A 12,973-nucleotide genomic window follows, 5' to 3' on the forward strand; every position below is an offset into this window, starting at 1 on the left:
TCGTCCACGTCATGCCCCGATGCTCAGTAGCGCGTCTGCCGCGGATCCGGCCCGCCCACGCCGAGCCGTCGACGGATCGGGAACGGGCACCGCGTCGAGCAGGCGGCGGGTGTACTCCTGAGCCGGTGCGGCGAATACCGCGCGCACCTCGCCGGTTTCGACGATCCGGCCCTGCCGCAGCACCAGTACCCGGTCGGCGACCTGGTGCACCACGGCCAGATCGTGACTGATGAACAGGCTGGCGAAGCCGTATTCGGCGCGCAGGTCGGCGAACAGGTCGAGCACCTGCGCCTGCACCGACACATCGAGCGCACTGGTGGGCTCATCGGCCACCAGCAGCCGCGGCGCCAAGGCCAGCGCGCGAGCCAACGCCACCCGCTGACGCTGCCCGCCGGACAACTCCCCCGGCCTGCGCTGCGCGTAATCCCGTGGCAGCCGCACCGATTCGAGCAGGTCGCCGACCTTGGCCCGCAACAGCGCGCCCGTCGCCGCCCGATGCACCTGCAACGGTTCGGCGATCGCGTCGGCGATACTGCGCCGGGGATCGAGCGAGGCACTCACATCCTGATGCACCAGCGCGACGTGCTTGCGGAGTCCGCGCAGCTCACGCCGTGACAAGCCGGCCAGCGAAACACCCTGCAGCTCAACTCGTCCCGAGGTTGCCGGTACGAGTCCGAGCGCGGTACGCCCCAGGGTGCTCTTGCCGGACCCGGATTCACCGACGACCCCGAGGACTTCGCGGGGACCGAGGGTGAGCGAAACATCCTGCAGCGCAGGGAAAGACGCGCTGCCGTGCCGTCCTGGATATACCACCGAAAGATCGTCGATCCGCAGCACATCACGGTAGTCGGATTCACCTCGCCCACCGCCCTTTTCGACGACGACGACAGCCTCACGCTCGACTGCGACAGGTTCTGGATCTCCACCTCGCGCGGACACCGCGGGCAACCGTGGCACTGCTGTCAGCAGCGTGCGGGTGTACTCCTCCCCGGGTTGGGCGAACAGCCCGAACACAGTTTGCTCCTCGACCACCCGCCCTTCGCGCATCACCACGACCCGATCAGCGATTTCCGCGACCACCCCGAGGTTGTGGGTGATGAACAGGATCGCCGTGCCACGCTGACGTTGCAGGGAGCGCAGCAGGTCGAGGATCTCGGCCTGGACGGTGACATCGAGTGCGGTGGTCGGCTCGTCGGCGATGAGCAGTTCTGGCTCGCCGGACAGGGCGAGTGCGATGACCACCCGCTGCTTCTGCCCGCCGGAGAGCTGATGCGGATACCAGTCGAGCCGCTTCTCCGGTTCCGGGATATCGACGGCGGCAAGCAGTTCGAGCGCCTTGGCACGTGCCACCGACTTGTCGGTCACCCCGTGCGCACGCAGGGCCTGCGCGAGCTGGGTGCCGATCTTCTGCACCGGGTTCAGTGCGGTCTGCGGCTCCTGAAAGACCATCGCGGCCTTGGTTCCGCGCAGGTCGCGCAACACGGATTCAGCGGCACCGACGACCTGCGTTCCCGCGAGCCGGATCGACCCGCCCGCCCGCGCGGTTCCCGGCAGCAGCCCGAGCACCGATCGCGCGGTGAGCGACTTTCCCGAGCCGGATTCACCGACCAGGGCAACGACTTCACCCCGGTGCACCCGTAGGCTCACCCGGTCGACGACCGTCTTGTCCCCGAATCCGACTGTCAACTCGTCGATGTCGAGCACCGGGTCGGTCCGGTCAGGTTGTGCGCTCACGCCAATCTCCTTGCCCGGCCCAATGCCTGGGCGATCAACAGGAATCCCAGGGTCAACGCCGCCACCACGACCAACGGTCCGATCGCGATCCACGGATTCGCGTCGAGGTTGGCGATCGAGGCGGCGATCAGACCACCCAGCGACGGCTGCGGCGGCAGCACGCCGATGCCGATGAAACTCATCGCGCCTTCGATGAACACCGCTACCGACAGCGACAGCGCGAACTGCACGCCGAGTGGTTCGATCACATGCGGCAGCACGTGCTTTCGCAACGTCCACCAGGTGTCGGCGCCGATCACCTCCGAGGCTTCGACGAACGGTTGCTCGCGCACGGCCAGCACCGCCGTGCGGATCTGACGACCGAAGATCGGGATCTCGGCGGCGATGATCACGATGACCACGGCGTGCCAGCCGGGCCCGGTGATCGCGGCGAGCGCGATCCCCAGGATCAGCGTGGGAAAGGCCAGGATCAGGTCGAAAACCCGCTGGGCGGTGACGTCCGCGAGCGGGTGTACCGTGGCCGCCAGCCCGATCAGCGCACCGATCACCGCGCCGATCGGCACCGCGAGCAGGGCGATCAGCAGGTCGATCCGGATTCCCGCGAGGACCCGGGCGGCCACGTCCCGGTTGAGGTGGTCGGTGCCGAGCCAGTGTTGCGCGCTCGGCCCGAGCAGGTTGGCGCCGGGGATCTGGGTGAGCGGATCGTAGGAGCTGAGGACTCCGGCGAACACTCCGGCCAGCGCCACCACGACGACCAGCAGCACCCCGACCAGGCCTTGCCCACGACGCAGCGCATGCAGCGGGCCATCAGTTCGCGGTGAATCATCCACCGCGACAGTGGGGTTCCCGATCGTCATGCCCGTCCTCCGATGCGGATCCGCGGGTCGAGCCAGGCGTGGGCGACATCGGTGATCAGCTGGATCACCACGAACACCGCCACCGACAGCAGCAAGAGCACCTGCACGAGCGGATAGTCACGCCGGCTGATCCCCTGCTCGATGAGCTGCCCGATCCCCGGCCACACGAAGGCCGCCTCCACCAGCACCGCGCCGCCGAGCAGCTGCCCGGTCTGGATGCCGAGCACGGTGAGCATGGTCGGCAGTGCGTTGCGCAGCGCGCCACGGGTGACGATCTCGCGATGTCCGACACCGAGCGAACGCGCTGTCAGCACATACTGTTTCGCGAGCTCTGTGCGCAGCGCTTCGGTGAGGAAACGGGTGAGTGCCGCCGACACCGGAAGTGCGAGGCAGATCGCGGGCAGCAGCAGATACTGCACCGCGATATCGGGCCTGGCGATGAATCCGTCCGGCGGCACCCCGCCCGCGGGCAGCACCGGAATCACGACGGCGAACACGAGCACGAGCAGCGGGCCGACGACGAAGGTCGGCAGCGCGACCGCGATCGTATTGGCCGCGGCGACAACGGTGTTCAGCCAGCGGCTCGGCCACAGCACCGACGCCACCGACACGATCAGACTCACCAGCACGGCCAGCAGCAGTGCGCTCACCGTGAGGACCAAGGTGTTGGTGAGTCCACGGCCGACCAGATCGGTGATCTCACCGCCGATGATGTAGGAGCGACCGAGGTCGAGCGTGAACAGATCGCTCAGCCACTGCACATACTGCACCGGGATCGATCGGTCGAGGCCGAGCTGGTGGCGGATCACCTCGATGGCCTGCGGTGTCGCGTCGTTGCCCGCCAGGATGGTGGCCGGGTCACCAGGGACGAGCCGCAGCAACAAGAAGATCAGCACCGAGGCACCGAACAGCACCAGCAGCGCCGACGGGAGGCGGTGCAGTAGATAGCGCGTCATGACAGGAAGGTGTCGGTGAGGACCGGTTCGCGCCGCTTCGTCCAGGCGAAACCGTGCACCTTGTTGACGGTGGAGTACTGCTGGAAACGCACGCCGATCTCGATCAGGAACAGCCCTTCGAGCAGCTGGTCGGTGACGGCCTGATAGGCGCGCACCGCCTCGGGCCCGGTGCCCTGCGGCAGCTGCCATGCGGTGTCGGCGGCCGCGGTGTAGGCGGGCGATTCGTAGCGCGAGGCATTGCGGCGGGCATTGAACGGGTAGGCGCTCACCGTGAGTGTCGACGGGACGAACTGCGCCCACGAATGGTCGGTGACCCACAGGCCACGGAACTGCTGGCCGGTGAGTTGCTTGACGAAGGTGGCGGCGTCGACCGGGTCGAGTTCGACCTCGATGCCCACGTCGGCGAGGTTGGCCTGCACGATCTGGGCGACCTCGCCGTAGCCGGGGGCGAAGGTCAGTGGCAGTTTCGGCGGCTTGGCGGCCTGGCCGAGCAGCTGCTTCGCCTTGTCTATGTCACGTTTGTACCTGGTATTGCGGGACTCGTCGAAGGCGGGCGAGCTCTTGGGCCACGGCACGTTCAGTGGATAACCCGCGCCGCGGAACACCTCGTCGATGATGCGTTCGCGGTCGAGGGAGTAGGCGATCGCCTGGCGGACCCGCAGGTCGGCCAGCGCCGGTTCGGTCACGTTGACGCCGACATAGGATTGCAGCTCGGCGCCCTCCAGATTGTGCACCGTGAATCCGCCACTCTTGCCGAGGTTTTCGGCATCGCGGAAGCCGAGTTCGCGGGCCGCGGCGATCTGACCGGACTTCAGCGCGTTCAGCAGCGCGTTCGGGTCGGGGATGATCGAGACCTCGACCCGGTCGAGGTAGGGGCGCTCGGGAACCCAGTAGTCCGGGTTCTTCTCGAAGATCAGCTGCGAATTCGGGATGCGCTGAACATATTTGAACGGCCCGGTGCCGATGTAGGTGTCGCCGGTGCCGAGCTTGTCGGCGGTGTCGCTGTCCAGGATCGGGACGGTGTCGAGCAGGTCGTAGATGTTGCTCAGCGGGTGGGCCAGGCGCAAGACGATCCGCGTCGGCGAGACGATGTCGAAGGCGGTCACGGCCGCTGCTGAACTACGTAGCTGCGCCGACCATTTGGCGTCGGCGTAGGTGCGCAGCGAGAACTCCACATCCTTGGCGGTGAAGGGGCGCCCGGAATGGAACTTCACGTCGTCGCGCAGGTCCAGGCTCAGCGATCGGCCGTCGGCGGCGAGCTGCCACGACTTCGCCAGTAATGGTTGTGGCTCCAGGCTGTCGTTAGGGTACCGGATCAGCGATTCGTAAACCAGGCCGATCACGACCGGGGTCGCCGCGGTGTTGGTGAGCAGGTTCGCGGGCACCAGATCCTCACGGATGCCGACCTTCAGGGTGCCGCCGCGCACCGGAGTCGCGCCGTCGCCGCCTGCCTTCTGTTCCGAGACCGCCGAGGTGCAGGCCGCCAGTGCGGCACCACCGAAGATAGCGGCGGCGGCGATACCGCTGGTGCGCAGGAAGTTTCGGCGGCCGAAGCCACTTGGCGTTGAGCTCATCGTGAAGATCCTCGTAGACGCATCGGCCCGCGCGGCGGGCCGAGGAGGGTGCACAGCGCACCACAGGGGAAGGGCAGGCAGTGACGCTAACAAGTTGCGCCGCACCGGTCACCGATTCGACGCACCGTGCACTTAACCCTGGTGACCAGCGGATATGTGGCCTTTACTGCGGGAATGCCTGTTCCACCCCATGCTCGCGGTTACGAATCCTTCGGCGGCTCGGCCGGTCGCACGTCGGCGCAGTCGACCCCCGATTGGACCTATCCGCCCACCGCGCCCGCCGGTGCGCCGAACATCGTTGTCGTGCTCGTCGACGACATGGGCTACAGCGATATCGGCCCGTTCGGCTCGGAGATCGAGACGCCCACCCTGGATCGTCTCGCGGCCACGGGCGTTCGCCTCTCGAACTACCACACGACGCCGCTGTGCTCGCCGTCGCGCGCGGCGCTGCTGACCGGGATCAATTCCCACCGTGCGGGTTTCGGCTTCGTCGCCAATGCCGATCCCGGCTATCCCGGCCTGCGCCTCGAACTGGCCGACGATGTGCTCACGCTCCCGGAGATCCTGCGCGGCAACGGATATGCCACCTATGCGGTGGGCAAATGGCATCTGGTGCGCGATGCCACGATGAACCCGTCGGCCCATCGGGACTCCTGGCCGACCAACCGTGGATTCGACCGCTACTACGGGTCTTTGGAGGGTTTGAACTCCTTCTACCACCCCAACCAGCTGGTATCGGACAGCTCGGTGGTGGATGTCGAGGAATATCCGGCGGGCTACTACCTCACCGACGATCTCACCGACAAGGCGCTGTCCTACATCAAGGACCTGCGCGCGCACGACGCGCAGAAGCCGTTCTTCCTGTACTTCGCCCACGTCGCGATGCACGGACCACTCCAGGCCAAGGCCGAGGACCAGGCCAAGTATCGCGGTCGCTACGCGCAGGGCTGGGACGAACTGCGCAGGCGGCGCTTCGCCGAGCAGCTGGCCGAGGGCTTGTTCCCGCCGGGTACCGAACAGAAGCCACGCAACACCGAGCCGGGTTACGAAGCGGCGGAATGGGATTCGCTGTCGGCTGACGAACAGCGGCGCTACGCGAAGTACATGGAGGTGTACGCGGGCATGGTCGACAGCATCGACCAGAGCCTGGGCCGTATCGTCGACCTGCTCGATGACCTCGGCGAACTCGACAACACCATCATCGTGTTCACCTCCGACAACGGCGGCACCGCCGAGGGCGGGCCGGAGGGCACCCGCTCCTACTTCGCCGAGTTCGCCCACGTCGACGATCCCGACTGGGTGGGCGATGTCCCGCACGACGAGGACCTGATCGGCACCGCGAAGCTGGGCGTGCACTACCCGCGTGGGTGGGGTCAGGCATCCAATACACCGTTCCGGTTCTACAAGGGGCAGACCTTCGCGGGCGGTGTGCGGGTGCCGCTGGTGGTGTCATGGCCGAAGGGGTTGCCGCGCGCCGACACCGATTCCGGCATCCGCCACGAGTACGCCTATGTCACCGATCTCGCGCCGACCCTGCTCGAGTTGGCGGGGTTGGATCGCCCGACGGTGCGTAACGGTTTGCCCGCCAAGGACTTCGACGGCGTCTCCGCGGCCGAGCTGCTGCGCGACCGGACAGCGCCGACGCGGCACACCGAGCAGTACTCCGAGATGACCGGCCACCGTGGCTTCTACCGTGACGGCTGGAAGCTGCTGTCACTGCACGATTCCGATGCCGACATCGACGCACCGAACTGGCAGCTGTTCGACGTGCGCGCCGATCCCACCGAACTACACGACCTTTCGGCGCAATACCCTGACAAGGCTGCCGAACTCGCTGCCGCCTGGGACGAATCAGCCTGGGCCAACACTGTTTTCCCGCTGCTGACCCGCGCCGACCTGTTTCGCCGTCGCCCGGAAGAGGCCCGTTTCGCCGCTCCGGTCCGACTCCTGCCCGGCACGCCCACCCTGGAGCGCTACCGCTCCCAACGCCTCATCGCCTTCCGCGACTTCACCATCACCGCCGACCTGACCGCCGCCGCGTCACCGGCGGACCGGCCGGAGACCGGCTATCAACTCGGCGACGAGGGGGTGTTGGTCGCTCACGGCGATCCGCTCGGCGGATATCTGCTCTATATCGAGGACGGCGAGGTGGTGCTCGGTGTGAACAGTTACGGGCGCTACGCGTCGACGGGAGCGCCGCTGCCGGTCGGGGCGCGGGAGATCACCGTGCGCGCCACGGTCCGACCACGTCTGCGCTGGGACTTCGTGATCGAGGTGGACGGCACCCCACTCACCGAGCTCACCGACCAGGTGCAGCTCGTCGGCATGGCGCCGTGGACCGGGATCTCGGTGGGTGTCGACGCGCGCGGTCCGGTCTCGTGGGAACTGCGCGAGCGCCGGGGACCGTTCCGCTATACCGGCGTGCTGCGGGCTATCACTTATACGCCCGGACCGATCCAGGTGCCACAGCGCACGATCGACGCGGTGGAACGGGAGGCCGAGTACGCCGCGGAGTGACGGACCGAGCTGCCCCGGAGACCGAGCTCCTACCAGGTCGGATACCGTTTACCAGCCAGAATTGCCACGCAGTGAGGACCGCGGATGGACGACAGTTCCCTGACCTGGGACGACGGTGCGCTCGTCACCATCGACCAGCGCGGACTGCCGCACGAGGTGCGGGAACTGCGTCTGCGTACCGTCGACGAGATCATCGACGCGATCACCACCCTCGCCATCCGCGGGGCCCCGGCGATCGGTATCGCTGGCGCTTTCGGTGTGGTGATCGCGACCCGGGCACACACTCGCCACGACCCGACACGCGCGCCGGACGGTGTGCTCGACGAGTCGGCCGAGGGCGTTGTCGACGAAGCAGTCATTCGGACCGGTGGCGTGGTCGATGTGGCCGCGGTGCAGGCCGAGGCCGATCGAATCGCCGCGGCTCGGCCGACGGCGGTCAATCTGGCGTGGGCGGTCGACCGGGTGCGTGGCCGGATCGCCGACGGTGCCGACGCGGTGCTGGCCGAGACCCTCGACATGCTCGCCGAGGACGGGCGAGTCAACCTGGCCGCCGCCACCCACGCCGCTGACCTGGTGCAACATCTCTGTGGCGCGCAGCCGCTACGACTGCTCACCCACTGCAACACCGGCCGCCTTGCCACCAGTGCGGTGGGCACCGCGATCGGCGCGATGCGGGTGCTGCACGAGCGCGGCGCCGTCGCGGACGTGATCGTCGACGAGACCCGCCCACTGCTACAGGGCGCCCGACTCACCGCATGGGAGCTGGCCGAGGCGGGCATCCCGCACCGGCTGACCATCGACTCCGCCGCCGCCTGGGCGATGGCGACCGGTCAGGTGGACGCGGTACTGGTCGGCGCGGACCGGATCACCGCCAACGGCGACGTCGCCAACAAGATCGGCACCTTCTCCCTCGCGCTGGCCGCCCGCCACCACGGCATCCCGTTCATCGTGGTCGCCCCGGAATCCACCCGCGACACCGCGATGGCGACCGGCGCGCAGATCGTGGTGGAACAGCGGACCGCTGCCGAGGTCACCGGATTCGGCGGGGTCGCGACCGCACCGGCGAACACCGCGGTGTTCAACCCGGCCTTCGACGTGACACCGACCGACCTCGTCACCGCCGTGGTCACGGAAAACGGTGTGGTCTACCGCAATTCGGATTCCTTCGACACCCATGGCCGAACAGTTCCGCCCACTGTGCGAGTGCACGGGTACGGCGCGCGGGCTTTCGCCGAACAAGGTCGGGCGATCGCCGCGACCGCACGCCAGCTCTATGACCGGGGGTGGATGCCTGGCACGGCGGGCAATATCTCGGTGCGGATCGAGCAAACCGAACCCGGCCGTGGCGACGACGCGCTGATCACCGCCAGCGGATTGTCCAAAGGTGAACTGAGCGCCGACGATACGGTGCTCGTCGCGATCGCCGACACCACGCCGCGTCCGGGCCAGACCCGGAAACCGTCCGCGGAGACCAGCATTCACACCGCCGTCTACCGCACCCGCCCGGCCGGTGCGGTCGTGCACGTGCACTCCCCGTTCGCCACCGCGCTGGCAACCACTTCCGCGCGACCCGGTGACGCGGTGATCCCTCTGCGGATCAGCGGTTTCGAACTGCTCAAGGGTTTCGGTCTGGCCGATCCGTCGACGGTCGTGATCCCGGTGTTCCCGAACTGGCAGCAGGTCGCGCGGATCGGCGCCGACATCGAAACCCATCTGCGCGAAAACCCCGATGCCCCACCGATTCTGTTCATCACCGGACACGGGATCACCACCTGGGGTGACACTCTTGCTCAGGCGCGTGACCGCGCCGAATGCCTGGAAGCCCTGTGCGAGTTGATCGCCCGCACCGGGCGCACCGACGCCATGCCCCTCGAGATCGGACCGACATGACCCTGCTGCAAGTGATGGCCGCTGACAACGCCGCCGACGTCCGGGTGCGCACCAGCGACCCCGCCGAGATCGGCACCGAGCTGGCCCGGCACGGTATCGCCTACTCGCACTGGGACGTTCTCGCCGACGCCGCGGTCACCGCCTCCGATGCCCTGCTCGCCCACTACGGCCCGCAGATCGCCGAACTCAACGCCTCGGGCCGCTACCAGCACATCGATGTCGCCCGCATCCACCCCGACGCCGACAACCCGGAGTGGCCTGCCGTCGCCGCCGGTGCACGCGCGAAGTTCCTCGACGAGCACCGCCACGCCGAGGACGAGGTGCGTTTCTTCGCCGCCGGCCGCGGCTGCTTCTACCTGCACGTGGGCGACGCCGTGCTCGCGACGGTCTGCGAAGCGGGCGACCTGCTCTCGGTCCCCGCGGGCACCCTGCACTGGTTCGACATGGGCACCACCCCCGACTTCATCGCCCTGCGCTTCTTCGAGGAGGCCGACGGCTGGGTCGGCGACTTCACCGGCGACAAGATCAGCGCAGGCTTCCCGACACTCGACGAACTGCTCGCATGACCCGCGCGATCGTCCTCGACATCGAGGGCACCACCAGCCCCACCGACGCGGTCCGCACCGACCTCTACGGCTACACCCGCGCCCACCTACCCGCGTGGCTGGTTGAAAACCACGACGGCACAGCTGATTCGGTGATTGCGGCCACCAGAGAACTCGCCGGTGAACCCGACGCGGACACCGACCGTGTCGCCGAAATCCTCTGCGGCTGGCTGGAATCCGACGTCAAAGCCGAGCCACTCAAGACTGCCCAGGGTGCGATCTGCGCGCAGGGTTTCCGCGCGGGCGCCCTGCACGGCCGCTTCTTCGACGACGTGTCACCCGCACTGAAAGCCTGGCACGCCAACGGCTTCGGGCTGTACGTCTATTCCTCGGGATCCGAACGCAATCAACGCGATTGGTTCACCTTCGCCGACGCAGGCGACCTGTCCGACCTCATCATCGACCACTTCGACCTGGTGAGCGCAGGCCCCAAACGCGAGCCCTCCTCCTACGATTCCATCGCCGCCCGCATCGGCGTCCCCGCACCGGAAATCCTGTTCCTCTCCGACCACCCCGACGAACTCGATGCTGCCGTCACCGCGGGCTGGCAAGCCATCGGCGTCCACCGCCCCGGCGAACCCAACCCCCCACGCCCACCCCATCGTTGGGTGAGCTCCTTCGCCGACATCGAGGTCGGCCGACCCCACCGATGACCCATCCCGGCAGCGCCGTCGATTCGACGTGATCGAGCACCGCGGTCCTCGTCCTGCGACCCAGTCAACGACCGATTAGTCTGCCTCCATGAACGACCAGGGGCCAAGCCTCGACTCCGCCCCGCAGCAGACAGATCCGCCGACACCGCCACTCGTCCAGTCGATGCCGCCGACCGTCGCAGAGTCCGACATCGACGCGTTCGACCAGCTCGCACCGGAGATCCCAGGCCTGGACGCCCCGGACGCATCCTTCGCACTGACGCCGGGCACAGCAGCGCAGCTCGCCCGACACAACGCGCTGCGGGCGGCGCCACGATCCATCGGGATCTTCCTCGCGATCGCAGTGCCTACGACCACGATCGTGCTGCTCTGGCTTGGCCTGCCTTGGGCATCGATGGTGGTGGGCAACGGTGCGGTCGTCGTGTATGTGGTGGCCGTCACGTATTTCTCGCTCCACCGCCAGTTCCGGAGCCTGTCCCGGTCCGATGTCACGACGGGCAGCTGCGCCATCACGCTCGGCGCGGACGCCCTCGACTTGGCGGAGGCTTCGTCGCGCAGCCGGATCGGCTACGACCGCATCCGTTCCATCGGCGCCACCCGCCACATCGTCACCCTGAGTTTCGACAATCGACACCTCGCCCTACCGCGACCGCTGTTCCCCGACGCGCTGCTCGCGCAACTACGCCGGCTCGTCGATCACCAGCCCACCACCCGCCCGTCCGCGTTGCCACCTTTTCCTCGACTCCCACATCCCCAAGTGCACACGGTGATCGCCGCCGATACCGCCCGCCGCCTCACCGTCGCGCGACGCCTCGAGCCGTGGCGGCGGGTCCAGGGTCTGCTCGCCATCGCTTTCCTGCTGGCCGAGGCCGGAGCGTTCGGCGGACTGGAATACGGGGTTCCCGGTGCGCTGACGGCGCTGCTCTTCGTCTCCCTCGGCGCGCTGACGATTTGGTTCTGGATGCGTCGGCCGTCGGAGAACGCGTTGCGCCAGTATCAGGGAATGCTGCCGGTGGCGAGCGGCCTCGCGGCGCAGTTCGGCACCGACGCGGTCGTCCTGGCGGGGTCAACGTTCATGCTGCGCGCGCCGTATTCGCTCGTCCCCAAGGTCGTCCTGCGCGCGGACTGCGCGGTCGTGCACTACGGCACCACACCGCTGATCCTTCCGAGAGCTCTGTTTCCCGCGGAAGTCCTTCCCCGGTTACGCGAACTCGGTGTCACCGTCGTCGAGCGCTAGGACTCGCCGAGGTCCGGGCGATTCACCTTCCGACCGCGCGCAATTCCGCCGAGCCCGCCGACTGCCCCGCGCCCTCGCGAAACACCCGTCGCGCGTGCACCGCGACGGGGCTGGTCGACCACGGTGCCAAGGTCGTGGTGAACATCAGCTCGCACCACGACAGCGCCGGAATGTCACCCGCGCACAGGGTGGCGATCAGCGACAGCTCGGTGTCGTGGCCCAGCCACGACGCCACCAACCACGAGGCGTCGAATCGGCCGAGGAATTCCTCCGCGTCCGTGGGCGGTCCGTGTGGTGTGTCCACGGTCAGGTGGACGATGGCCGCGACGGCGTGGCGCATCGTGGCGTCCATGCCGACGGCGTCGTGCAGCAGCAGACTTTCCAGTGCCGAGCGCAGTTCCATCGAGGGATCGAGTGCTGGTTCGTGCATGTCGAGCCTTTCCTGTGGTTCGGTCTGCTGGTCGAGGCCGCCGGTGATCGCCCGGAGTGCCGGCATCGTCGGTGGCACCTCCGGATCGACGAGATCGGTCAACGGGCCCGCCGACCAGTCGAGCCTGCCGAACGCCTGGCACCAATCCAGTGCCGGGTTGTCCTCGGTGACAACCAGTTCCAGCGCCAGACCGGCCATCGACGCGGTGCACGCCAGGGTGACGGCGTCGAGTCCTTCCTCGCTCACCGACAGGTGCAAGGTCACCTTCGCCACCCCGGTGTCCTCGCGGGCTCGCCCCGCCAGCCAGATCGCGCGGCCCGCGGCTGCCATCGCGGCGGCGAGCTGGTCGCCGCGCGGATGGTCGGGGTCGGCGGCGATGAACGGGCCGTACCAGATCGCCCTGCCCTCCGCGTCGCAGACCGCGAAGGTCGCCGACACACTGTCGCCCGCGGCCGCCAGACTTATATGGGCGTCCTGCCCCTGTTCCGTCACCCTCATCACTGTCCCCGATTTCGATTCG

The 12,973-nt window shown here is 67.9% G+C and carries 10 protein-coding genes; 5 read left to right on the forward strand and 5 right to left on the reverse strand.

Going from position 1 to position 12,973, the window contains the following annotated elements:
• Positions 1 to 9 precede the first annotated feature (9 nt).
• The 4 genes from ACLJPD_RS03565 to ACLJPD_RS03580 are packed head-to-tail and all read right to left on the reverse strand — an operon-like array spanning position 10 to position 5,121.
• The gene (locus ACLJPD_RS03565) at positions 10 to 1,734 is read right to left on the reverse strand and encodes a dipeptide ABC transporter ATP-binding protein (RefSeq protein ID WP_410870257.1); all 1,725 of its coding nucleotides are present in this window, start codon (positions 1,732 to 1,734) and stop codon (positions 10 to 12) included.
• Positions 1,731 to 2,591, reverse strand: coding sequence for an ABC transporter permease (locus ACLJPD_RS03570; protein WP_410870259.1), 861 nt, complete (start codon positions 2,589 to 2,591; stop codon positions 1,731 to 1,733). The genes ACLJPD_RS03565 and ACLJPD_RS03570 overlap by 4 nt, the downstream gene beginning before the upstream one ends.
• Entirely contained in the window at positions 2,588 to 3,547 is a 960-nt protein-coding gene (locus ACLJPD_RS03575; protein WP_410870260.1) for an ABC transporter permease, read from the reverse strand. The genes ACLJPD_RS03570 and ACLJPD_RS03575 overlap by 4 nt, the downstream gene beginning before the upstream one ends.
• Complete coding sequence (locus ACLJPD_RS03580; RefSeq protein ID WP_410870261.1) at positions 3,544 to 5,121, reverse strand: ABC transporter substrate-binding protein; 1,578 nt, start codon at positions 5,119 to 5,121, stop codon at positions 3,544 to 3,546. Before ACLJPD_RS03580 ends, ACLJPD_RS03575 begins: the two co-directional genes overlap by 4 nt.
• A gap of 174 nt (positions 5,122 to 5,295) precedes the next feature.
• On the opposite strand from ACLJPD_RS03580, the gene ACLJPD_RS03585 reads away from it, so the two are divergent.
• From ACLJPD_RS03585 to ACLJPD_RS03605, 5 genes are all read left to right on the forward strand, one after another.
• On the forward strand, positions 5,296 to 7,638 hold the full coding sequence (locus tag ACLJPD_RS03585; RefSeq protein WP_410870262.1) for an arylsulfatase: 2,343 nt from the start codon (positions 5,296 to 5,298) through the stop codon (positions 7,636 to 7,638).
• A gap of 84 nt (positions 7,639 to 7,722) precedes the next feature.
• Positions 7,723 to 9,528 (forward strand): S-methyl-5-thioribose-1-phosphate isomerase, encoded by a 1,806-nt coding sequence (mtnA, locus tag ACLJPD_RS03590; RefSeq protein WP_410870263.1) that lies wholly within the window; start codon positions 7,723 to 7,725, stop codon positions 9,526 to 9,528.
• Positions 9,525 to 10,094 (forward strand): 1,2-dihydroxy-3-keto-5-methylthiopentene dioxygenase, encoded by a 570-nt coding sequence (locus ACLJPD_RS03595; RefSeq protein ID WP_410870264.1) that lies wholly within the window; start codon positions 9,525 to 9,527, stop codon positions 10,092 to 10,094. Before mtnA ends, ACLJPD_RS03595 begins: the two co-directional genes overlap by 4 nt.
• Complete coding sequence (mtnC, locus tag ACLJPD_RS03600; RefSeq protein WP_410870265.1) at positions 10,091 to 10,786, forward strand: acireductone synthase; 696 nt, start codon at positions 10,091 to 10,093, stop codon at positions 10,784 to 10,786. The genes ACLJPD_RS03595 and mtnC overlap by 4 nt, the downstream gene beginning before the upstream one ends.
• A gap of 88 nt (positions 10,787 to 10,874) precedes the next feature.
• On the forward strand, positions 10,875 to 12,023 hold the full coding sequence (locus tag ACLJPD_RS03605) for a hypothetical protein (protein WP_410870266.1): 1,149 nt from the start codon (positions 10,875 to 10,877) through the stop codon (positions 12,021 to 12,023).
• 22 nt (positions 12,024 to 12,045) lie between these two features.
• On the opposite strand, the gene ACLJPD_RS03610 is transcribed toward ACLJPD_RS03605, so the two are convergent.
• Positions 12,046 to 12,951, reverse strand: coding sequence for a hypothetical protein (locus ACLJPD_RS03610; protein WP_410870267.1), 906 nt, complete (start codon positions 12,949 to 12,951; stop codon positions 12,046 to 12,048).
• Positions 12,952 to 12,973 lie beyond the last annotated feature (22 nt).

The sequence above is a fragment of the Nocardia sp. A7 genome (assembly GCF_046549215.1).
In the GTDB taxonomy this organism is placed as follows: domain Bacteria; phylum Actinomycetota; class Actinomycetes; order Mycobacteriales; family Mycobacteriaceae; genus Nocardia.